Annotated in this window: 22 protein-coding genes and 3 pseudogenes; 12 read left to right on the forward strand and 13 right to left on the reverse strand. The window is 67.6% G+C overall.

Going from position 1 to position 20,444, the window contains the following annotated elements; genetic code table 11:
• Positions 1–16 precede the first annotated feature (16 nt).
• Entirely contained in the window at positions 17–694 is a 678-nt protein-coding gene (locus ACMTAK_RS52285; RefSeq protein ID WP_413812712.1) for a terminase large subunit domain-containing protein, read from the forward strand.
• 33 nt (positions 695–727) lie between these two features.
• Positions 728–1,279, forward strand: a complete 552-nt coding sequence (locus tag ACMTAK_RS52290; RefSeq protein ID WP_413812713.1) for a phage terminase large subunit family protein — start codon at positions 728–730, stop codon at positions 1,277–1,279.
• A gap of 170 nt (positions 1,280–1,449) precedes the next feature.
• Here the strand turns inward: ACMTAK_RS52290 and ACMTAK_RS52295 are convergent, their stop codons facing one another.
• The 5 genes and pseudogenes from ACMTAK_RS52295 to ACMTAK_RS52315 all read right to left on the reverse strand — a co-directional run bounded on the left by ACMTAK_RS52295 (position 1,450) and on the right by ACMTAK_RS52315 (position 3,568).
• Positions 1,450–1,890, reverse strand: a complete 441-nt coding sequence (locus ACMTAK_RS52295) for a DUF6010 family protein (protein WP_413812714.1) — start codon at positions 1,888–1,890, stop codon at positions 1,450–1,452.
• Positions 1,887–2,189: a DUF3817 domain-containing protein gene (locus tag ACMTAK_RS52300; protein WP_413812715.1), complete on the reverse strand. Its 303-nt coding sequence runs from the start codon at positions 2,187–2,189 to the stop codon at positions 1,887–1,889. The genes ACMTAK_RS52295 and ACMTAK_RS52300 overlap by 4 nt, the downstream gene beginning before the upstream one ends.
• A pseudogene (locus ACMTAK_RS52305) lies at positions 2,186–2,464 on the reverse strand (hypothetical protein); the annotation flags it as partial. The gene ACMTAK_RS52300 and the pseudogene ACMTAK_RS52305, both read right to left, overlap by 4 nt.
• Before the next feature lie 30 nt (positions 2,465–2,494).
• Positions 2,495–2,812, reverse strand: a complete 318-nt coding sequence (locus tag ACMTAK_RS52310; RefSeq protein ID WP_413812716.1) for a hypothetical protein — start codon at positions 2,810–2,812, stop codon at positions 2,495–2,497.
• Positions 2,813–2,878: 66 nt separating this feature from the next.
• Positions 2,879–3,568, reverse strand: coding sequence for a DJ-1/PfpI family protein (locus ACMTAK_RS52315; protein ID WP_413812717.1), 690 nt, complete (start codon positions 3,566–3,568; stop codon positions 2,879–2,881).
• Positions 3,569–3,764: 196 nt separating this feature from the next.
• Between ACMTAK_RS52315 and ACMTAK_RS52320 the strand changes: the two genes are divergently transcribed.
• On the forward strand, positions 3,765–4,703 hold the full coding sequence (locus ACMTAK_RS52320) for a GlxA family transcriptional regulator (RefSeq protein ID WP_413812718.1): 939 nt from the start codon (positions 3,765–3,767) through the stop codon (positions 4,701–4,703).
• A gap of 274 nt (positions 4,704–4,977) precedes the next feature.
• Here ACMTAK_RS52320 and ACMTAK_RS52325 read toward each other — a convergent pair whose 3' ends face one another.
• Both ACMTAK_RS52325 and ACMTAK_RS52330 read right to left on the reverse strand, forming a co-directional pair.
• A complete protein-coding gene (locus ACMTAK_RS52325; RefSeq protein ID WP_413812719.1) occupies positions 4,978–5,214 on the reverse strand; it encodes a PI-PLC domain-containing protein in 237 nt (78 codons plus the stop codon).
• 111 nt (positions 5,215–5,325) lie between these two features.
• A complete protein-coding gene (locus ACMTAK_RS52330) occupies positions 5,326–6,216 on the reverse strand; it encodes a LysR family transcriptional regulator (protein ID WP_413812720.1) in 891 nt (296 codons plus the stop codon).
• Positions 6,217–6,349: 133 nt separating this feature from the next.
• On the opposite strand from ACMTAK_RS52330, the gene yczE reads away from it, so the two are divergent.
• The 3 genes from yczE to ACMTAK_RS52345 are packed head-to-tail and all read left to right on the forward strand — an operon-like array spanning position 6,350 to position 9,325.
• The gene (gene yczE / locus ACMTAK_RS52335; RefSeq protein WP_413812721.1) at positions 6,350–6,967 is read left to right on the forward strand and encodes a membrane protein YczE; all 618 of its coding nucleotides are present in this window, start codon (positions 6,350–6,352) and stop codon (positions 6,965–6,967) included.
• Between the two features lie 41 nt (positions 6,968–7,008).
• Positions 7,009–8,310: an MFS transporter gene (locus ACMTAK_RS52340; protein ID WP_413812722.1), complete on the forward strand. Its 1,302-nt coding sequence runs from the start codon at positions 7,009–7,011 to the stop codon at positions 8,308–8,310.
• Positions 8,311–8,314: 4 nt separating this feature from the next.
• Positions 8,315–9,325, forward strand: a complete 1,011-nt coding sequence (locus tag ACMTAK_RS52345) for a ketopantoate reductase family protein (protein ID WP_413812723.1) — start codon at positions 8,315–8,317, stop codon at positions 9,323–9,325.
• A gap of 105 nt (positions 9,326–9,430) precedes the next feature.
• Here the strand turns inward: ACMTAK_RS52345 and ACMTAK_RS52350 are convergent, their stop codons facing one another.
• The gene (locus tag ACMTAK_RS52350; RefSeq protein ID WP_413812724.1) at positions 9,431–9,721 is read right to left on the reverse strand and encodes a Tn3 family transposase; all 291 of its coding nucleotides are present in this window, start codon (positions 9,719–9,721) and stop codon (positions 9,431–9,433) included.
• A 129-nt stretch (positions 9,722–9,850) separates the two neighbouring features.
• Positions 9,851–10,552 (reverse strand): TetR/AcrR family transcriptional regulator, encoded by a 702-nt coding sequence (locus tag ACMTAK_RS52355; protein WP_413812725.1) that lies wholly within the window; start codon positions 10,550–10,552, stop codon positions 9,851–9,853.
• Positions 10,553–10,667: 115 nt separating this feature from the next.
• Between ACMTAK_RS52355 and ACMTAK_RS52360 the strand changes: the two genes are divergently transcribed.
• The 6 genes and pseudogenes from ACMTAK_RS52360 to ACMTAK_RS52380 all read left to right on the forward strand — a co-directional run bounded on the left by ACMTAK_RS52360 (position 10,668) and on the right by ACMTAK_RS52380 (position 14,965).
• Positions 10,668–10,982 (forward strand): putative quinol monooxygenase, encoded by a 315-nt coding sequence (locus ACMTAK_RS52360; protein ID WP_413812726.1) that lies wholly within the window; start codon positions 10,668–10,670, stop codon positions 10,980–10,982.
• Between the two features lie 192 nt (positions 10,983–11,174).
• Positions 11,175–12,122, forward strand: a pseudogene (locus ACMTAK_RS52365) (IS481 family transposase); the annotation flags it as partial.
• A gap of 33 nt (positions 12,123–12,155) precedes the next feature.
• Positions 12,156–12,647 (forward strand): annotated as a pseudogene (locus ACMTAK_RS52775) (ATP-dependent DNA helicase); the annotation flags it as partial.
• 144 nt (positions 12,648–12,791) lie between these two features.
• The gene (locus ACMTAK_RS52780; protein ID WP_461773854.1) at positions 12,792–13,400 is read left to right on the forward strand and encodes an ATP-dependent DNA helicase; all 609 of its coding nucleotides are present in this window, start codon (positions 12,792–12,794) and stop codon (positions 13,398–13,400) included.
• Between the two features lie 130 nt (positions 13,401–13,530).
• A complete protein-coding gene (locus ACMTAK_RS52375) occupies positions 13,531–13,974 on the forward strand; it encodes a hypothetical protein (RefSeq protein WP_413812727.1) in 444 nt (147 codons plus the stop codon).
• A gap of 106 nt (positions 13,975–14,080) precedes the next feature.
• Positions 14,081–14,965, forward strand: a complete 885-nt coding sequence (locus tag ACMTAK_RS52380; RefSeq protein WP_413812728.1) for a hypothetical protein — start codon at positions 14,081–14,083, stop codon at positions 14,963–14,965.
• Between the two features lie 81 nt (positions 14,966–15,046).
• Here ACMTAK_RS52380 and ACMTAK_RS52385 read toward each other — a convergent pair whose 3' ends face one another.
• The 4 genes from ACMTAK_RS52385 to ACMTAK_RS52400 all read right to left on the reverse strand — a co-directional run bounded on the left by ACMTAK_RS52385 (position 15,047) and on the right by ACMTAK_RS52400 (position 19,832).
• A complete protein-coding gene (locus ACMTAK_RS52385; protein ID WP_413812729.1) occupies positions 15,047–15,601 on the reverse strand; it encodes an SUKH-4 family immunity protein in 555 nt (184 codons plus the stop codon).
• A gap of 44 nt (positions 15,602–15,645) precedes the next feature.
• Positions 15,646–17,172 carry a nucleic acid/nucleotide deaminase domain-containing protein gene (locus ACMTAK_RS52390; RefSeq protein WP_413812730.1) on the reverse strand — a complete coding sequence of 509 codons (1,527 nt, stop codon included), beginning with the start codon at positions 17,170–17,172 and terminating at the stop codon, positions 15,646–15,648.
• Between the two features lie 78 nt (positions 17,173–17,250).
• On the reverse strand, positions 17,251–18,957 hold the full coding sequence (locus tag ACMTAK_RS52395) for a WD40 repeat domain-containing protein (RefSeq protein ID WP_413812731.1): 1,707 nt from the start codon (positions 18,955–18,957) through the stop codon (positions 17,251–17,253).
• Complete coding sequence (locus ACMTAK_RS52400; RefSeq protein ID WP_413812732.1) at positions 18,954–19,832, reverse strand: nucleic acid/nucleotide deaminase domain-containing protein; 879 nt, start codon at positions 19,830–19,832, stop codon at positions 18,954–18,956. Before ACMTAK_RS52400 ends, ACMTAK_RS52395 begins: the two co-directional genes overlap by 4 nt.
• Between the last annotated feature and the right edge of the window lie 612 nt (positions 19,833–20,444).

Here is a 20,444-nt window from a genome sequence, read left to right on the forward strand (position 1 = left end):
GTTGTGGACGGTGTGGATGCTGCTCACCGGCCGTGGCTGGGGGAAGTCACGGACAGCGGCGGAGGCGGTGCGGGAGTGGGCGAAGGCGCCGGGGCAGCAGATCGCGGTGGTGGCGAAGAACGCGACGCTCGTGCGGGACATCTGCTTCGAGTCCCCCAAGAGCGGGCTGTTGTCGGTGTTCCCGCCCGAGGAGATCGCGAAGTACACGTCGTCGCTGGGTGAGACGACGCTCAGGTTGAAGAACGGCACGCTGATTCGGGGGTTCGGTGCGGAGACGCCGGACAACCTGCGTGGCTGGGCGTTCGACAAGGCGTGGGCGGATGAGTACGCGGCCTGGTCGCGGCACACGGCGCAAGAGGTCTACGACATGCTGTGGTTCTGCCTGCGTGAGGCGGACACCCCGCAGGTCGTGATCTCCACGACGCCGAAGCCGCTCCCGCACGTGAAGCGGCTGGTGGAGCGTGGCCGGGCGCAGGAGAAGGCGCACCGGGAGGGTGGGGCTGCGCCTCGGATGGTGCTGACCCGCGGGCACATGCCGGAGAACGACGCGAACCTGAGCATGGCGGCCCGTGAGGAGTTGGAGGAGGAGCACGCCGGCACCAGGTTGGGGCGGCAGGAGCTGTCGGGCGAGCTACTCGAGGACGTGGAGGGCGCGCTGTGGCAGGGCTGGATGCTGGAGGTCGAGGGTTTTTAGCGGAGGCCGAGGCATCTGCCGGACCTTCAGCGGGTGGTGGTGGCCGTGGACCCGGCGACCAAGAGCCACGAGAACGCGGACATGACGGCGTTCACGGTGGCGGGGCGCGGGTTTCCGGTGGAGTCGATGTTCGGGGACGACCGGCCCCGTGGATATGTGCTGCACGCGGAGCAGGATCGGTATACGCCGACGGCCGCGATGAAGAGGGCCGCGCAGCTGTACCACGAGCATCGTGCGGACTGCGTGGTCATCGAGGCGAACAACGGTGGCGACTACCTGTCCGCGCTGCTGGAGCAGGTGGACCCGACGGTGAACTGGCGGATCGTTCACGCGACGCGCGGGAAGCGGGCGCGGGCTGCTCCGGTGGCGCAGTTGTACGAGCAGGCGCGGGTGCATCACGTGGGGGCGGCGCGGTTGTTCGCGGAGCTGGAGGAGCAGATGACCACGTTCGTCGGCCAGGGAGAGACGGAGGACTCACCTGACCTGCTGGACTCGGCGGTGTGGGCGCTGTGGGACCTGTTCCTTGACCCGACGATGCCGCCGCCGCGAGGCGGGAACGATCAGCGGCTGAGCGGTCGCCGGTGAGCTGGGCGTGCCCACAATGCTCCGGCGAAGCTCGACGGCCATTGTGAGAGCTGTCCTTGCTGCACACGAGGATCACTCGTTGGCGGTGAAGATGCTGGCTGCTGACGGCGTTCAGCAGCCAGCATCTGAGTGCTGTGCAGTACGCGCCTTCCGAGGCCGGCGCGGTCTGGTCAGGAGGTGGCGGAGGCGTGATCGTGTGCGCGGTTTGCAGTGCGGCTGGGACGGAGCCAGCGGCGTAGGTGCGTAGTGAGGGACGGTCCTCCACGGAAGCACCACAAGGCGATGACTGGATCGCAGATGGCACACCCCAGGGACGAGTCGTGGGAGAACGGAAGGATCGGGTTGCCCTTGAAGTGGTGGGCCAGGTCCCATGCAGTGTGGAGGAGCCAGCCGATACCGATGAAGGTCCAGGATTCCAGACCGCGGTAGGCGACGTAGGCCATGAGCGCGACGAATGGGAGCTCCCACAGACCGAACCCGCCCCCGCTCAGATAGGCGGCTCCGGCCCCGCCCACCATGATTGCGTTGAATCGGCGGCGGTGGGGTTCTTTGATCAAGGACATCAGCAGGCAGTAGATGACGCCGATGAGTATCGGAGACACAAGGTTCATGAGGGCAGGGGTCCTTCCGCCTTGGTGCGGGCCGGAGCACCGCGGTGAAGTTGTCGCAGAGCGAGGAGCCCACCGGCGCCGGGAACCAGGGCCAAGACCTTGGCCGTGGCCGAGGCGTTCGGGAAGCGCCAGGTGGCGATCACGACGAAGAGGTAGGCGCAGCCGTGGGTGGGGCCCATCACCGAGGAGATGGGCTTGAGGTGGACAGTGAATACGTTGGCCAGCATCACGATCAGTGAGATCAGCTCTGCGTGAGCCGCGATGCGCAGGTGGCGTGGAGGCTGGGGTCGCACGGTCATGCTCCTGTCGTGGAGCCGGGTCGGATGATCATCAGTACCGTGACCGTGGCCCAGAGCAGGTTGAAGACGCCGGTGAGCATGGCAAGGCGGCCCGCCGCCAGGTGAGCCGGTGGTGGTGAGGCGGTGTCCGCCGCCTCAGTCAAGGCGCGTTCCTGGGTGGGCAGGATCCGCAGGGCCAGTACGCCGGCGGCCAGGGCGGTCAGCAGGATCGAGGCGATCAGCCAGGTGTCACCGAGAACGCCGAGGCTGCTGGCTGTGGCGAAGCCGAAGAGCGGCCACGACGTGCAAGGACAGGAGGAACTTGGTCACGCCTGGTGCTCCGGGGCGGTCTGGCGCTCGCCGGTGACCTTCGAGGACGGGAGACGGCCGGCTTTGGAAGTGCCCTTCAGGATGTCGCCGTCGACTGTCACGTCGAAGGCCAGGTTCAGCCGCATGGGTTTGGTGACGGCCTGCTTCCAGGTGAGCCGGTCGCCGTCAAGGGCGACATCACGGAGGGGTACTTCTTCGTCGGCTCCGCGGGCGACGCCGGTCAGGGCGCCGTCCTGTTCGCGGAGTTCTACCACGGCTTTGATCTTGCCGATGGGGGTGGAGATGGACAGATTCCAGGTGCCTTCGACGGGCATGGTGATGCTCTTTCTGACGGTGCAAGGAAGGTGATGAGCCGGTGATCGGCCTCTCGGGCCGGGTGCTCAGAGAGTGGCGGGAGTCGGCCCCTGGGCGCGCCAGACGGTGCCGCGCCGCTCGTGGGCGAAGAGTTCTTCGACAGCGTGCGCGATGCGGGGGCCCACCTCGCGCTCCAGCAAGTACAGGCCCAGATCGAGCCCGGAGGTGACACTGGCGCCGGTGACCAGGTCGCCGTCGTCCACGACGCGGGCGCGGACCGCGTGGGCACCGGTGGCATCCAGCATGTCCAGGCCCATGTGATGGGTGGTGACGTGACGCCCTTCGAGCAAGCCGGCCATGGCCAGGACCAGCGAGCCACCGCAGACGGCGGCGACCGTGATGTGCGGATCGTCCATCGCCTGCTTGAGGAGCGCGGGCAGCTCGGTATTCAGCGTCCGGCCCAGCAGCACCGGGATGAACTCGTCCTGCTTCCACTCTCCGGCGCCCACTTCCACGTCCGGGACCTCGCCGGGTTCGCCCACCCGTCCCGAGGCGCCGGGCACGAGGAGCATGTCGGCACGCTCCGGGTCGAGAGCGCCGGTGGCGTGCAGCACCAGTCCCCCCGTGCCGCTCACTACCTCGCGAGGGCCCTCTGCGCTGACCAGCTCGACGGTCACCGCGCCGTCCGACGCCGTGCCGCCGGCGTACAGCACCTCATACGGGGCGATGACATCAAGCGGGTCGAAGCCGTCGAACAGGACGATCTGGATGTGCATGGGCGATTCCTTCGGGGGCGTTCTTCATCGACGCTCCGAAGTCAACAGGTTGTCGCCGCGACCGCCCAGTGGCACTAGTGACATGTTTCAACGGAATAATGCCAACACATTGCCGAACGCCGTGAGCTGCGCAGATATGGAATTTCTAGGGTAATATCCTGACTCAACCAGTCCGATGACAGGGTATGTTCTGGCCATGCATACCGTTGCCGTTCTCGCACTGGATCAGGTGATCCCGTTCGACCTGTCCACTCCCATCGAGGTGTTCTCCCGGACCCGCCTGCCCGATGGGCGGCCCGGCTACCAGATTCGGGTGTGCGCCGAGCACGACGAGATCGACGCCGGAGCGTTCACCCTGCGCGCACCCTGGGGCCTGGAAGGACTGCAGGACGCGGACACGATCATCGTGCCGGGCGTCACCGACCCCACGGCCGCGCTCCCGCCCGCCGTACGCGACGCGCTGCGTTCGGCCGCCACCGACGGCACCCGGATCGCCTCCATCTGCGTGGGCACCTTCCCTCTGGCTGCCACCGGGCTCCTCGACGGGCTACGCGCCACGACCCACTGGCGCGCAGCCAGCCTGCTGGCCGCCACCCACCCCGACATCGACGTCGACCCTGACGTCCTCTACGTCGACAACGGCCAGTTCCTCACCTCGGCCGGCGCCGCCGCGGGAATGGACCTGTGCCTGCACATGATCCGCCGTGACTACGGCTCGGCCGTAGCCGCCGACGCCGCCCGCCTGTCGGTGATGCCCCTCGAACGGGAGGGAGGACAGGCACAGTTCATCGTCCACGACCACACCCCCACACCGCAGGGCGCCGAACTCGAGGCGCTGCTCGCCTGGCTACAGGACAACCTGTCCCGCGACCTCACGCTCGCCGATATCGCCTCGCGCGCCGGGACCAGCACCCGAACCCTGATCCGGCGCTTCCGCGACCAGACCGGCACCACTCCGCTCCAATGGCTCCACCGAGCCCGCATCCGCCAGGCACAACACCTTCTCGAAACCACAAAGCACTCCGTCGAACGCATCGGCAGCCAAGTCGGCTTCGGCTCACCCACTACCTTCCGTGACCGCTTCAAACGCGCCACGGGCGTCAGCCCGCAGACCTACCGCCGCACCTTCAGCTGACCCGGACCCGACCGGCAAGGGCCGGCGCCGCTGGACGATGCGCTGGAAGGCGCCGCTGAACGCCTTCCAGATCGCCTTCGAGGGCCGCCTCACCCCCACCGACCAGCGGTAACTCAACAACCAAGATCAGCCGTTAACTTGACACACCCCTCCTGCCGCCCGTGAGCGCCATTGCTTCCGACGGACTGGCGCAGTTGAAGTATCCGGAGTGCCCTCTATTTCTGGCGGGCGACGAAAGAGCAGTGAGCCCGGACGGGCCGCGACGGCCATTCGGTCATGGTTGGGTCATCAACCGGCCGGTTCCGGTTCGGTCGGGCGCTATCGAGCGCGGTGACGGGCCGGCTCGGCGCTGCTGGGCGATGCGATCGGACATCGCGGCCATGCTGCTGCCGTAGCTGGTGGGCGTCCCGCCGTGGTCGGCCCACCGGCCTTCATCCCAGGCCACGGCATCGATCTGCACCGTATTGGCTCCGTGATCCAGCGCCATGTCGACCCCGTCGACGGTGAGCACGCGGTGCGCGATGGCCCACACCGGCCGCTGGTCCTGCCGCTGGGCGGCGCCGGGGTCTGCGCGTTGCTGACCGTGTCCGTCCTGCCTTCCTGCGCAAGATGCCGCAGTCGGTCACAGGGAAAGTACGTGGCTGTCGACGAGGTCCAGTAGCGCCTGCAGTGCCGAGCTCGTGCGGCGGTTCGTGGCGGTGCCCAGGTACGTGGTCCAGCGCAGGTCGGAGTCGTGCACTTCGAGTAGCCGTAGTTCCGGTATGCGGGGGACTGTGAAGGCGGGCAGGAATGCCAGACCGAGGCCGTTGCGGACCAGAGCCGCCGCCATCGCGAAGTCGGGGACTTCGAAGGCCACTTTGCGTTCGATCCCGGCCGTGGCGAATGCGCGGTCGACCACTTCGCGGTTGCCATGGCCGGGTGGGGAGTCCACGAACGATTCGTCGTGGAGGTCGGCGAGCGTCACGTACTGACGCTCTGCCAGTCGGTGGCCGCTGGGGACGACGAGGGCCAGGGGCGTGGTGCTCAGCTCGCGTGCGTCGATCCCAGCCGGCCGGTGGCCCGGCAGCGCCAGGAGGGCCACGTCCAGGTCGCCGTTGAGCAGTGCCTGGGAAAAGCCCGACGAGCCGGTGGTCGAGAAGAGCAGCCGTACCTCGACCGCCGGGTGGAGGGCGTGGAGCTGCCCGAGGAGGGCGGGCAGGTCGACCACTTGGACCGATGCCATGGCGCCGACGTTCACTGTGCCGCGCAGCGTGCCCTGCGCGTCTCGTACCGCATCCTGTGCCACCTGCGCGGCGTGCAGGGTGGCGCGTGCCTCCGGGAGAAGAGCCGCGCCAGCTCCGGTGAGCCCGACGCCCTGCGACGACCGCTCGAACAGCTGGCAGCCCAGCTCGCGTTCCAGGGCTCGGATGGCGGCGGAGACCCCGGACTGCACGACGTGCAGGCGTTGGGCGGCGCGGGTGAAGCTCAGTTCTTCGGCGACGGCGATGAAGTGCTCCAGCTGTCGTAGCTCCATACCACCAGTATCACTCAGATTGATGGCGTTCAGCAAAAACAATCGTTTGCAGTGATTCTCGCTGGTGGCGACTATGGAGAAGTCACTGATCACGTGGAGAGCCGGGAGGAGCGTCATGGAATGGTCCACTGCCATGAGGCACCCCACGTCCGGTACGAAATCCCGGATCGGCCGTCGCCTGCTGCGGCTGTATGCCGGCCTGGCGCTGTATGGCGCGAGCTCGGCACTGCTCGTGGCGTCCGGTCTCGGCCTTGAGCCGTGGAACGTGCTCCACCAGGGGCTGGCCGAGCTCACCGGGCTGTCCATCGGCGTGGTGTCGATCACCGTCGCCGCTGTGGTGCTGGTGCTGTGGATCCCGCTTAGGCAGCGCCCCGGCCTTGGCACCGTGTCCAACGTCTTCGTCGTCGGCCTGGCGATGGACGGCACCCTCGCCCTGCTGCCGCACCTGCACGGACTCGTGGTTCGCGGCGCGGTGCTGGGCGCCGGGATCGTACTCAACGGCGTGGCGACCGGTCTCTACATCACGGCACGGTTCGGCCCCGGTCCGCGGGACGGTCTGATGACGGGATTGCATCAGCGCACCGGCCGCTCGATCCGTCTGATGCGGACATCGGTCGAGGTCGTGGTCGTCGTCGCGGGCTTCGCCCTGGGCGGCACCGTGGGCGTCGGCACGCTCCTGTACGCGCTGTCGATCGGGCAGCTCGCCCAGTTCTTCCTGCGCGTCTTCACCCGTCCCCCGCCGCCCCGTTGAAGTCACCCACTCACAATCCGCCCGTCGAAAAAGGAATCCGCATGTCCACCGCCCAAGCGCCGCTCAGTCGCGGCGCCTCCCAGCCGACCCCCGGGGCCGTGACCCACTCGCCTTCCCTGGCGAGACCCCCGGCGCGGCCCGGCCGCAACCGGCGCGCCTCGTACGCGGCCGGATTCTGGTTCGTGGCCACGGCCTTCGCCGTGCTGATGGCCTTCGGCACCGTGCCGACCCCGCTCTGGCAGCTGTACGCGGCGCGGGACCACTTCGGCGCGACCATGGTCACCGTGGCGTACGCCTCTATGGTCGTGGGCGCCGTCGGAGCGTTTCTCGGCCTGGGGCACCTCTCGGACCGGTTGGGACGGCGCCGCGTCGTCGCGCCGGCCCTCGCGATCGGCATCGTCGCCTCGGTCGTCCTGATCACCTGGCAGTCCCTGCCGGGCCTGATCGTCGGCAGGGTGCTCACCGGTCTCGCGATGGGGACCATGGCCTCGACAGCGACGACGTATCTGCACGACCTCCACCGTCGGGCCCGGCCGGAGCAGGCAGGATCGCCGCTGCCCGGCATCGTGGCGACCGCGGCCAACCTCGGCGGACTGGCCGCGGGCCCCCTGGTCGCCGGGATCGTCGCGGAGTGGCTTCCGGTGCCTTTGACCATCGCCCCGGCGCTCTGCTCCGTCGCGCTGACGGTGTGCCTGCTGCTGGTACTCGCCACGCCGGAGACCGTGGACCGCACGCCGCGCACCTCCCGCCCGGCCGCCCGGTTCGCACTGCGCCCCGGGAGCGGGGTGGCCTTCGGCGCCGCCGGAATGCTGGGCGCCATCGCCTTCGCGAACTTCGGTCTGACCTCCGCGCTGGGCGCCAAGGTGCTCCAGGACACGCTGCGCATCGACTCCCACCTGGTCGCAGGGGTGGCGGTCTTTCTCATGTTCGCCTCCGCGGCGGCCGCCCAGCTGGTGCTCGGGCGTCTGCCCCTGCCGCGGCTCCTTCGGCTGGGCTGCCTGGCCTTCCCCGCCGGTCTCGCTCTGTGCGCGCTCTCCCTGAACCACCCCGCGCTCTGGCTCTATCTGGTCGCTGTCTCCTTGTCAGGGGCAGGCTCCGGCTTGCTGTTCAAGGGCGCCATCGACCGCGCCATGTCGGCGGCCGCCCCCGACTCTCGCGCTGGAGTGCTCGCCGTGTACTTCGTCATCGCCTATATCGGCATAGGCGTTCCGGCCATCATCTTCGGCATCGCCATCGACCACATCGGCATCGAAGCCGCGATGATCGGATTCGCGTCCGCCCTGTCCCTGGGCGCCGCCGTCTCAACCGCCGTCGCCTCGCACCACCGCAACAAGAAAGCTTGATCTCATGCGCTACATCATCATCGGAGCAGGGGCGATCGGCGGCACCGTAGGTGGCCGGCTCGCGGAGGTGGGGCACGACGTGGTGCTCGTCGCTCGCGGCGCCCACTACACGGCACTGCGCGAGCGCGGCCTGCGGGTGACGACACCCGACGGCACCCGTACCCACCAACTGCCCGTCATCCAGCACCCGGAGGAACTGGGTGAACTACGGCCGGACGATGTGCTGTTCCTCGCCGTGAAGACGCAGGACAGCGAGGCGGCCCTCGATGCCTGGAGCCCCCGCCCGGTGGCCGGCGGCGGCACGGCCGCCGAGCGACTCCCTCTGATCTGCGCGCAAAACGGCGTCGAGAGCGAACGCATGGCCCTGCGCCGCTTCCGCCACGTCTACGGAATGTGTGTCTGGCTGCCGTCGACATACGTGGAGCCCGGCGCCGTATCCGCCGCAGGCACCCCCTATACCGGCATCCTGCACATCGGCCGCTACCCGACGGGCGTCGACGAGACGGCCCGTAACATCGCGGCCGTCCTGGAGAAGACCAAGCTGCTCGCACCCGTCGTGCCGGATGTGATGCGCTGGAAGTACGGCAAACTCCTCGCCAATCTGATCAACGCCCTTGAGGCCACCACCGGGCCGGTCACTTCCGGTGCAGGCATCGCGCTCCTCAAACGAGCCCAGGACGAGGGCGAGGCGGTGCTCAAGGCGGCGGGCATCGCGGCGGCAGGCGATCAGGAACAGAAGGAAGCCCGCGGTGACCGGATCCGCCTCGCGCCCCTCGAGGGCGCCGGGCGAGGCGGAAGCTCCACCTGGCAGAGCCTCGCCCGCGGCACCGGCACCATCGAGGCCGACTACCTCAACGGCGAGATCGCCCTCCTGGGTCGCCTTTACGGCGTACCGACCCCGGTGAACGACACCCTCCAACGCGTCGCAAACGCGTTCGCGAGGGAGCGGAGACAAGCCGGCTCCATGCCGGTGAACGAACTGACGGCGCTGGTGGACGAGGCAACCTCACGATAGACACAGCTGATTGTCCCAAGGTGCAGTCGCGAATACGCCAACTCCACGCGGGCAAATGAGAAGGCCGAGCGGTTGTCGACACCCGAATCGAGCAGCACACCGCATTCACATGTGGGTGCCGTCGGCGGCGACGATGGAGCCGTCGCCCCACACCTGGGAGATGTCGAGCTCGGCGTGCGCGTTGACGACGTCGGCGATGGCCTCGTTCAAAAGCGCGATGGAGAAGTGCCGGTTGGCGGCCAGCGACAGCTCGTGCCCGATGACGCCGGGGATGTGCTTGGCCGCCTCGTACGGCCCATGTTGGTGCCCTTGGTGAACGTGGTCAGCACGTACCGGCCGAAGGGGTCCTTCAGCTTTGGCTCGGCGCCGGAGGCCGGGCCGAAGCGCCGCCGCCACTCCATCCAGTACGCCGTGCGAACTCAGTGAGCGTGCTCCGCCGTTGCTTGATCTGGTGTTCTGCCCACAGCGGTTGGTGACGATGCTCTGCAGCTGGGCAGCTCAGCTTGGATCATGCGGGCTCGGCCTTCACGCGGCGGGTGGGCTGCTCGTGACGCCCGCGATGATGAGGTCGATACCGGCCAGGAACTGCGCGCGGTCGTCGTGGTCGAGTCCTTGGTCGGCGACGGCTCGGGTGAAGGGGTAGTCCTGGGGGCTGAGCTGTTTCCATGCGCCCGCCACGGTGTCCATGTAGGCGCTGCGATCGGCTTCCGATCCGAGGCTGCGGGCGCGTTCGAGGTTCGCGGCATTCTGGCCTGCCGCGCCGAGGATGTAGTGCATCAGGGCGGACGCCGCGGTGAACCAACTGCTCGCGGGTACCTCCAGCGCGGACACCTGGCGGCCGATGTCCTCGAAGATGCGGGTCGTCACCGGGCCGGTGGGGTTGTGGGAGAGCTGGGCGGTGATCTGGGGAGCGAGCCAGGGGTGCTTTTCGATCGCGTCGAAGAGACCGAGGGCGACATCGTGTATCGCTCCCCGCTGCCCGGTCTTCCCTGCGGCCAGCGCGATGCTGACGACGCGGTCTGTGGCCGTGGCCAGGAGTTCGCTTTTGTTGGCCACGTGCCAGTAGATCGCGCCGGGGCCGGTGGCCAGGCGTTCGCTCAGCGCCCGGAAGGTCAGCCCGCTTTCGCCTGCCGTGTCCAGCAGGTCGATAGCGGCATCGACGATCCGCTCGCGGGAGAGAGGGCTGGTGCGTCGCTCGGGCTTCTTGCGCGTCGGTGGTGGTGTCACACGTCCATTTTGACATAATTGGAACGTCGTTCCACACTAGTTCTGGAACGACATTCCAGCGGTTGAGCGGCGGCTCGCGCCAAGCGCCCCGCCGCTGACGCAGAAGGAGACAGACATGGCTCTGCAGGACCAGCCCGCCTACCTCATCAAGATGCGCGCCAAGCCCGGACTCGGCGACAAACTGTTCGCCCTGGCCACCGAAGGAATGGAGAAGTCGGGATCCTCCGACCGGTTCATCATCGCCCGCGAGGACGCTGACCCCGACGTGCTGTGGAACATGGAGGTGTTCCGCAGCCACGAGGCCAAGGACGCCTACGAGAACAGCCCGCTCGCCGACGAGCTGCGCGACGAGATCATCGACCTCCTCGCCGAGCCGCCCATGCGGATCGAAGTCCACCCGTACTCGGCGCTGCCCGCCGACCCGGCCTGAGTGCGGCGAGGTGCCCGCCGAACCAGCACTTCGGCGGGTGCCTCGCCCCTCTCGCACCACCACCGGCGATCGCTCCCGGCTTCACCCCGCCCCTCCGGTCGGGAACCAGATCGGACGCCACCTCACGGCCGGGTGCACGAGACATCACTCGTGCACCCGGCCATCGTCATCCCCTGAGCCAGAAAGACCGGCATGGTCCACCGCAACGCACCCCTGACCGAAACCGGCCGCCTGCGCTTGGCGCAGTGCGTGGTCGACGATCGATGGCCACTGCGCCGTGCGGCTGAGCGCTTCCAGGTCTCGCCCACCACTGCGAAGCGGTGGGCTGACCGCTACCGCGAGCAGGGCCCAGCCGGGATGACGGACCGCTCCAGCCGCCCGTACTTCAGTCCGCGTCAGACGCCGACACGAACCGAGCGGCGCATCATCAAAGTCCGCGTCCTGCGCCGCTGGGGCCCAGCCCGCATCGCCTACCTGCTCGGCCTCAACCCCGCCACCGTGCACCGAGTACTCAGCCGATACCGAATCGCCCGGCTGTCACACCTGGACCGCGCCACAGGCCGCGTCATCCGACGCTACGAGCACGCCGCACCAGGCGACTTGGTACATGTCGACATAAAGAAGCTCGGCAACATACCCAACGGCGGCGGCCATCAGGTCCTGGGCCGCCAGGCCGGTCGCAAGAACCGGATCGGCGGGGGCTACAGCTACATACACAACGCCGTTGACGATCATTCCCGCCTGGCCTACAGCGAGATCCTCGCCGACGAGAAGAAGGAGACCGCCGCCGGATTCTGGACCCGGGCGCAGAACTTCTTCGGCCAGGCCGGGATCACCGTCCAGCGCGTCCTGACCGACAACGGCTCCTGCTACCGCTCGCGCACCTGGGCCACCACCCTGGCCGACGCAGGAATCACCCACAAACGCACCCGCCCCTACCGCCCCCAGACCAACGGGAAGGTCGAACGCTTCAACCGCACCCTCCTCGACGAATGGGCCTACGCCAAGCCCTACCTCAGCGAGCAGGAACGCCGCGACGCGTTCCCTGCATGGCTGCACACCTACAACCATCACCGGAGACACACCGCCCTCAAGGGACAACCACCCGCCAGCCGTGTCCCCAACCTCTCGGGTCAGTACACCCAGGCCACCCCCAAGGACCTGACCGACGAGCAGCAGCAGGCCGTCCTGACCGCGCTCACCACACCGGTGTCGGTCCTGACCGGAGGCCCCGGCTGCGGCAAGACCCACACCCTGCGCACCCTGGTCACCCTCGCCGACCAAGCGGGCCTCACCATCGCGCTGGCCGCCCCCACCGGCAAAGCCGCCAAGCGCATGGAGGAGACCACCGGACACCCGGCCACGACCGTCCACCGCCTGATCAGCTCCCCGCCCGCTCCGACCGACCGGTCTGATGAGCCCACGAGGCTGGAAGCCGCCGACCTCATCGTCATCGACGAAGCCTCCATGCTCGACGTCCAACTCGCCGCCCGCCTCACCGCGGCCATCCGTACCGGATGCCACCTGCTCCTGGTCGGCGATACCAACCAGCTCCCCAGCGTCGGCCCCGGCCGCGTCCTGCGCGACCTCCTCGCCGTCCCCGACATCCCCCGCACCCACCTCACCCACATCTTCCGCCAGGACGACGCAAGCGCCGCCATCATCAACAACGCCCACCGCATCCTGCGCGGCCTGCCGCCCCTCCCCGCACCAGGAGTCTTCGGCTGTCACCCCCTGGAAAACCCCGACACCATCGCCGAACACGTCGTAGAACTCGTCACCACCCACATCCCGCACCACTTCAACGCCGTGCCAGACGACATCCAAGTCCTCTGCCCCGCCCGGCGCCACGCCACCGGCACCCTCGCGCTCAACGCCCGCCTGCAGGCCCGCCTCAACCCACCCGCACCCGATAAGCCCCAGCACTACCACGAGGGGCACATCTACCGCCTTGGCGACCGCGTCCTGCAGATCCGCAACCAGCCCCACCGCGGCAAGAATGGCGTCTTCAACGGATCCACCGGCACCATCACCGCCATCGACCCCGAGATCCACCAGCTCACCGTCACCCTGACCGACGGCGAGTCCATCCCCTACCTCTTCGCCGACCTCGACGAACTCCTCCACGCCTACGCCCTGACCGTCCACCGCTCCCAAGGCAGCGAATACCCCTACGTCGTCATCCCCATGACCACCTCCGCCAGCCAACTCCTCCAACGCAACCTGCTCTACACCGCCGTCACCCGCGCCAGCCGCGGCGTCGTGCTCACCGGACAAGCCACCGCCGTGCACCGGGCACTGACCAACACCCACACCCGACGCAGATTCACCGCACTCGAACATCGCATCCGCCAGCAAGCCGCAGCCACCCTCCAGACGCGCGTCATCCACGCAGCGGGACAACTTGCCTTGAGCTAGGGGATGGTCGCAACGACGCCTCAGGAACAACGTGCATGTCGGGAGACATCCGCCGTGAGCCACAATGCTGCGCCATCGGTTCCCATGACCTATCCGCACGGCTGCTGCCGCAGCGCACTACAGTCCAGGCATGGACCCTGATGCCCAGCTGCGCGACGACCCCGGCGGGGAGGGACAGCTGCCCACGGGTATCAAGCGGGAAATCCGTAACCGGACTCCAGCGAAACAGATCGCCGAGGGAGGCCAACAGACGTTCGGGCGAGACCGGGTGCTGGACTACCTCCTCGCGGTAAAGCTGCCCGCCTCGGCCCGCAAGGCCCTGACCGTGGCGGGGCCGGGATGGGCAGCCCATGTCGCGCTTTCGGGGATCGAAACGCCGCGGGAAGCCCGCATCCACCTGTCGGTGGAACCCGCCGAGACACCGGGCCTCGACGACCTCCCCTTGTGCGCCCGCGAAGCTCTGGCACCCTTCCTCACCACGCTGGCGTTTTCGGTGGGCGGGCATGGCGCCGTCGGTGAGCGCCTGCTCAACACCGGGGCGGTGCGACTGACGAAAGCGCGGCCTCGCACGTGACGCGCATGCCATCCCGGGCAGAACACAGGCCACGTCCCGCGATGTCGTCGTCCGCGGCCGCGTCGGCGCGCACGCTCTTCCTCCGCTGGTCCCATACGTGCCGCCGATGGCCCGCGAACCGGTGTACTGCCCGTGCGGCCGCTCGGGCCCCACAGCTGAAGAGTCCCTCTGCCGGCCCTGCCGGCAGCGTGCTGTCGAGGAACACGGCGAGCGCCTTGCCGGGCTTCTCGCGCACGTCACCTACGACCATCGTGCAGTCCGACTGAGCTGGACCTGCCGCGACGACCACCCCAGCGCGTTCACCCCACGCGTGCACTTCACCGCTCCCGACGTCCTTGACCCGTTTGGGGCGACCATCGCCTTGCGCTGGTTCGACCACTGGGCCGACGACCAGCTCATCGCCGCGTGCGCGGCCGGAGCCGATGACGAGCATCTGCTGGCACTGTCCGTGGCCCAGGCCCACTACGCTCTGGCCACGCTCGTGGTGCACGAAGTGGGGGAGTGGTACACCTACCGCGGACACCAGGTCTACCCGCCCCACCGGCCCGACCCCTACCTGCCGCACGACGAGGACGGCGGCCCCGACGGCAACGGGCAGGTCGTCCTGTGGCTCACCTACGGCGGCGCTTCTGGTCCCATCGGCGACAAGCCCCGAGCCAGCGCCATCCCCTGCGTGGCTGGCCGACCCGTAAACCGGGACGATATCGGCACTCTGCCGGGACAGGTCCTGGTTCTCGCCCCACACGGGATCACCGTGACCCCACCGCACACCACCCTCACGACCCTTGCCCCCTGGACAAAGCCCCAGGTCAACGAAAACCCTGTGGAACTGGCGCTGCGCGACATACATCAAGCGATGGTCATGTCAGAGCTCTCCATTGTTGCCGCACACCTGCACCTATCCGGCGCACCCGTGCTCGCCCAGAACCCTGGCCCGCGCCTGGGTAGAGACGGTATTGCCTGGGCAGCCTCTCTCACCTACGACGGATGACTCCAGGCAGATTCCGACGCACGCCGTGATACCCCGAGCGCACGGCTCACCGTCCGGTAGCGGGGTGGTCTCAGTGCCGGTCTACCAGATGCCTTCGATGACCTCGTCGAGGATGAGGTTCCACTGTGTTTGCTCGTTTTCAAACGGCAGTGTGTCGAAGGCTTCGATCTGCGCTCGCAGCTGGTCGACTTGCTCTTCGATGTCGCCGTCGTCATCCCGCTCTTGGTCATCGAACTTCTTGAACAAGTGCAGGGCGTAGACGAGGGACTCGATGTCGCGGTGGAGTTGTGTGTAGGAGTCCAGGGGCTCGCCCTCGCCGAACGCGTACACCTTGCCGTTCTCGGGGTCGAGGGCGATGACGGAGGCGGAGAAGTATCCGAGTACCAGCCATGCCCCGCACTCCTTGGGCAGGGTGCCGTCCTCGGGTCCGAACCACTCGGCCAGGCTGACCGACTCGTCCTGGCCGACACTGGCCTTGGACTTGAACCATTCCTCGTCCGGGAGCCCGACGCTGCTGAGGAAGCCAGCGGTCCGTGTGTCGAGACGGTTGTGCGGCGACTCGTAGCGCGGGAAGTACACGACGCCCGACAAGCCGAACGTGCTGATGAGTTCGTCCGGGGAGACAGCGAAGCTCATGGGGGGACCTTAGCGTGTTTCGTTACAGGGGGTGGTGGTCGATTCTAGCGGCCGTGGGATTTCTGGAGCTCCTCCATATATTTCTGGTGCGCCAGGTCCCGGCGATGCCGGGGAACGGCCTGGTCGTAGTCGTTCGTGTGATGGACCGTCTTGGCTTGCGGGAAGTGACGGTCCAGCCACCGGTCGCAGCTGGGTTTGAGCTGGCATGGCTCGCGTTCGGTGAAGACTTCCTTGAGGCCCGACTGTTTCCCGTTGTGTAGGAGGGGATAGCCGATGGAGCGTTCGGAGTGCATGCTCTTCTCGCTGTAGCCGACGAGGATGCTTTCTCCTTTGCCATCGGGGTCGATGTAGCGGCCTGCAGCGTAGTTGTTGCCGCTGTAGTCGTTACGCGCATAACGGGCTACTTGGGTGGCTTGCCCGAGTTCGTCTGTGTAGGGATCGACCTTGGTGGAGCGGACCTTCCCGGTGTGGGTGTTGGGAACTTTGGTGTCGTCTTGGTCGCGCCGGGTCTGCGGCCGCCATACCTTGCCGTTGTCGAGGATGCCGCCGAGACGGTCCTTGTCGGTGCTGTCGAGGCGGTGCAGATCACCGTCGGCGTCCAGACGCTGGACGGTTCCGTCAGTGCTGAGCAGGTACATGCGCGTGTCGTCATCGCCCCTGCACCTGTCGATCTCCTCTTTGGTCTTCTCGTCGTTCTTCTTGTGCCCCTTCTTGCTCTCGTCGATCTTGCCGCCGTGCTTCTCCAGGACGTGGACGGTCTCGTCGGCCTTCTTGTCCACAGCGTCCTCGGCCTTGTCCATCACCGTGGCCAGCTTGTGGAAGCGGCTGTCCTTCTTCACCGAGCTGCGGCGCTTGGAGCCGCCCGTCTTGTGGAGGCCCTTCTTCTTGTCGAAATTGCGCTTGGTCTCGTCGTAGCCGCCTGAGGCCTTCTCGAACTCGTCGAACTCGATGACCAGGTCCTGCGCCATATCGCCGCTCCCGACGGCGTAGCGGGAGAGGTCATTGTCGTCGTGAGCGTCGAGCTGGTCGGTGAACAGGGCCTCGATCTTCGTGAGGATCGCCAGCTCGATCTTGTCGGTGACGATCGAGGCGATCTCCGAGATGGCGTGGTTGATCGCCTCGTGCAGGGCCAGGCGACAGGCAGCGATGGCGCCAGCGCTGAGCAGGCCGCTCAGGCCGGCGGTGAAAAACATGCCGATGATGCCTGCGGTAGCGGTCGCAGCGGTGGCGCTCAGTTCGGCGATGCACGCGATCTTGCAGCCTTCGATGAAACCCGCGCAGTCATCGAGAGCGTCGGCGAGGTCGTCGAGCGCCTTGACGAACGTGGACAGGTCCTTGGTGGTCAGCTTCCCCCAGCGCCGGTCGATGGCGTCGACGGTCTTGCCTTTGCTGCGACCGGCGACAAGGTGGGAACAGGCCTTGTTGCCTTCCACGATGACATCACGGATGCCGTCGGCCAGGTGGCGGTAGTCCTTCGCTGTATCGCGGACTTCGTCTTCGTCGATATTGGGCCATGCGACGCCGACGAGGTCGAGCACCTCGACGAGCTCGTCGGGCAGTGTCTTCCCCACGTCCTGGTCCCCCCGGTAAAGCCAACCAGCCCACATGTGTCATATAAGTGACACGGCGTCAAGCAACTACCGCGCAGATCAAGCCTCTGCTCCAGCATCAACAGGACGCAGACACACGACCATCTCGTCAGTACCAACCACCAGGCAACCGGAAGCAGCTGACGCGAGCGAAAGGACCGGCGGGCCGGGACGAAAAGTACGCACCTGACCGGAGCCCGGAAGGTGGCACTCGACCAGGCCATCCGCCCACGCAATGGCCAGTACCGTTCCGCCAGGGGCCCGCGTGGCGGCCAACGCCGTGACCGGAAACGGCCGGGCAGCAACAGGAGAATCCAGCGGCTCCCTGCCGGGGGACCAGACACGCACAACGCCATCCGCCCCGCCGCTGTACAGCAGAGGCACAGACTCGACCCCCTCGGACACCTCCAGCTCCACGACGGCCAGCGCGGTCACTGGCCCCCGATGAAGCACCGCGGCATGGGGCTGAGGCACAGGGCTCTGCAGACCGAAAGCATGGACTGTGCCAGTGCCGTCACCAGCAGCCAGGCACGTGAAGGATGCTCCCAGGACGCGGCCGGGATGCCCGGACAGATGCTCCCGCGCCGTCTCGGCCAACTGCTCGACAGGCGTTGGCTCACTGGACAAAAAGGCCTCGATCCCCGAAAGCCTCGGTGCCGAAGGGACGCGCTCAATGTCCAGATGGCCCTGCCGGTCTAGCGCGAGCACCGTCCCGTCCGGCAGCGTGGTCAGCGTGCCCGCTGAAGGAAAGGGCCGCGGCAGGCGGCCTGAGGGGCTCCCGTCAGCCGCGCTGATCCTGCGCACGACACCCTGGTGGTCGGCCACCAGGAGCTCGCCATCGAGTACTCCGTGCCCAGCTGCCAGCGCGAAGGCGGGACCGGGCCACGGAGGGCTGACATCGCCGCTGACCCGGCTCCAGACCAGACGCCAGGGAGCGTCGGCAGCAAGCGCCGACAGATCCTCTGACAGCCGCGGGTCGGCCCTGTCACCGAGGGCAGCCTGGAGGACCAGTGCACGGTGGGCTGGGCGTGACTCGTTGCTGAGGGACTGGCCCGCGCGCAGCCAGGCAGTACGCAGCCCTGCGTGATCCGTGTGGCTGGTCTCGTACCAGGTGGTCACCTTCAGGGGGTCCCCGCTGATGACCTGGGCGGGATCATCTAAGTCCGGCTGGCTTCCTCCCGCAGAGGCTTCCGCGTCCGGCTCCGGAGACGGTGCGGTCATGGGCATAGCGGCCCGCCAGGCCGCCAAGCGCTCAAGATCGGTCCACTGGCCGTGATCGAGGTTCATCACAGCAGGCGCGCGCGAGCCCAACCGTAGGGCCGCGGGACTGCCGCTGACCGCTTCGACCAGCAGACGTACGTGCCCAAGCCCCACCAGCGCCACCGCGAGATCCCCAAGTTCCTCAGGGGCCTCGGAACCATCCAGATCCGCCAATACGATCGTGACCGCCCGCTCATCGGCCGCCAGAGCTGCCACCAACTCCCCAGGAGCGCGCGCGACCACCCCCAGCTGATCAGCCAGCATCCACACCGCCCCTCGCACCCCAAGACCCTGCAACGGGACCACCGCGTGCACCCGACGCTCCGGCGGCGTACCGGGACGCGATCCATGCGCCACCAGCCAGGCCAGCAAGGCGGACTTACCGCAGCCAGCGCTCCCCGTGACCAGACACATCAAAGGCGCCGCCGGGTCGGCCAGCCACGCCAGCAAAGCAGCCGCCGCCGGCTCCCGCCCGGCCGCAGGACGCTCCCACTTCTGGTCGTTCACTGACGCTCCGCCTGCTGGGCGGCGAACGTGATCAGCCCCCTGAGACCCTCCTCACGCGAATCCGCGTCGGAGCCATAGTCAAAGCTGTGGGTGAATTCCGCATGCGGAAAAGTACGCTGCAGCCACACCGCGCAATAGTGCCCCGGCATCATGCACGGCTCCAGCTCGCAGTACACCCGGCGCACCTGCTCAGGAGCAACGCCCTCGGCGGACAAGCGCTGCCACACCAGCTCCTCCGGATGGGCACGCCCCGGCCCGGTCGCGTCCGTCACGATCTGCTTGCCGCCCGCAGCGTCGATGTACTCGAACGCCGACGAGAACGGGAAGTTGAGAGTGTGCCGCACATCGTCCAGGACCCGCCGCCACCAGCTCTCGCGCTCCACGAACGCGGCATCATCGAGCTGGCGCAACTCCGCGTTCAGCTCCCGAAAGGCCGCTGCGGCCACCTCCAGCCCAGGGGAGGCGGCGATCACTGGCATCCGGCGATCAAGCACCGCAAGCGCCGCAGTGAACGCGGCAACGTCAGAACTGGCGAACACATCCTCCTCGTCATGTCCGAGGAACACTGCCTGCACGGCGCCATCAGGCCGCACGCACAGCTGGGCACAGCCGTCCGTCCCGATCCGCACCCACCCCTCCATCTCGGTAGACGGCGCAGGCAGATTGTGGTGGCCGGCGAAGACGCCGAGGGGGATGGCGTCTGACGGGCTGGCGGCTGTGAAGTACGGGGCAACGTGCAAGGGCACACCCGAGCCTTCAAGCCTCGCGAGGGCGGCCTCGGGCAGCCGGACCCCATACACACCGGAAACATTGAACCGGCGCATCCCGTCCGTTCCAAAATGAGCCACGGAAGGATCCGAGGCAGGCTCAGACATCAGATACCTCTCACAGCAGGCCAGCAGACGGCATAGACCCTAGTCGGCACGCATGCTGTATCAGAACCAGGCGATCGCCATAGGGGAACTTCACCCCTCACGTCGACACGGGGAGCCGCCATGGGCCTCAAGCTGCATGGCACGCATCGCCGGGAGCAACTGCACCGGGGTGTTGATGAATTCCGGTCGGAGGAGCGGGAGGCTCCACCGCGCCGGTGCTCTCCGACCAGGTGCCGCAGGCGCACGCCCGTTGGCTGGGCATGGCGCTTGCTGATTACTCCGTTCCGAGCCGACGACACAGTGGTGACCCCGCTGCGTCGGCTGCGGAGGCACATGCCCGCGGTCCCGGTGACCGACGCGCCCCTGGAGCTGGAGCGCGATCTTGAGCCGATCGGGGCGGCGGATCTCGCTGACCGCGTCGTCAATAGTGCAAGGCGGACATGTCATTGCAGCAGCCCAGTTAGCGCTACATCTGGGTGAAGAGTGATGCCTGACTGCAGACGATGCCGTTTGTGACGAAGGACACAAGGTGACTGTTGGTAGTGGTTTAGACCTCATCTGCTGAGGTGATTTGTTGCGGTGGACCTCGCGGGGGCAGGTGTCGTTACCGTA

This window comes from Streptomyces lacaronensis, from assembly GCF_047337785.1.
Taxonomy (GTDB): Bacteria; Actinomycetota; Actinomycetes; order Streptomycetales; family Streptomycetaceae; genus Streptomyces; species Streptomyces lycopersici.

Coding starts and splice junctions, on each gene's coding strand:
- ACMTAK_RS52300 (WP_413812715.1), bottom strand. CDS start 2,189: ATGACCGTGCGACCCCAGCCTCCACGCCACCTGCGCATCGCGGCTCAC.
- ACMTAK_RS52340 (WP_413812722.1), top strand. CDS start 7,009: ATGTCCACCGCCCAAGCGCCGCTCAGTCGCGGCGCCTCCCAGCCGACC.
- ACMTAK_RS52360 (WP_413812726.1), top strand. CDS start 10,668: ATGGCTCTGCAGGACCAGCCCGCCTACCTCATCAAGATGCGCGCCAAG.
- ACMTAK_RS52400 (WP_413812732.1), bottom strand. CDS start 19,832: ATGTCTGAGCCTGCCTCGGATCCTTCCGTGGCTCATTTTGGAACGGAC.
- ACMTAK_RS52295 (WP_413812714.1), bottom strand. CDS start 1,890: ATGAACCTTGTGTCTCCGATACTCATCGGCGTCATCTACTGCCTGCTG.
- ACMTAK_RS52315 (WP_413812717.1), bottom strand. CDS start 3,568: ATGCACATCCAGATCGTCCTGTTCGACGGCTTCGACCCGCTTGATGTC.
- ACMTAK_RS52330 (WP_413812720.1), bottom strand. CDS start 6,216: ATGGAGCTACGACAGCTGGAGCACTTCATCGCCGTCGCCGAAGAACTG.
- yczE (WP_413812721.1), top strand. CDS start 6,350: ATGAGGCACCCCACGTCCGGTACGAAATCCCGGATCGGCCGTCGCCTG.
- ACMTAK_RS52320 (WP_413812718.1), top strand. CDS start 3,765: ATGCATACCGTTGCCGTTCTCGCACTGGATCAGGTGATCCCGTTCGAC.
- ACMTAK_RS52380 (WP_413812728.1), top strand. CDS start 14,081: ATGGCCCGCGAACCGGTGTACTGCCCGTGCGGCCGCTCGGGCCCCACA.
- ACMTAK_RS52285 (WP_413812712.1), top strand. CDS start 17: ATGCTGCTCACCGGCCGTGGCTGGGGGAAGTCACGGACAGCGGCGGAG.
- ACMTAK_RS52310 (WP_413812716.1), bottom strand. CDS start 2,812: ATGCCCGTCGAAGGCACCTGGAATCTGTCCATCTCCACCCCCATCGGC.
- ACMTAK_RS52385 (WP_413812729.1), bottom strand. CDS start 15,601: ATGAGCTTCGCTGTCTCCCCGGACGAACTCATCAGCACGTTCGGCTTG.
- ACMTAK_RS52375 (WP_413812727.1), top strand. CDS start 13,531: ATGGACCCTGATGCCCAGCTGCGCGACGACCCCGGCGGGGAGGGACAG.
- ACMTAK_RS52345 (WP_413812723.1), top strand. CDS start 8,315: ATGCGCTACATCATCATCGGAGCAGGGGCGATCGGCGGCACCGTAGGT.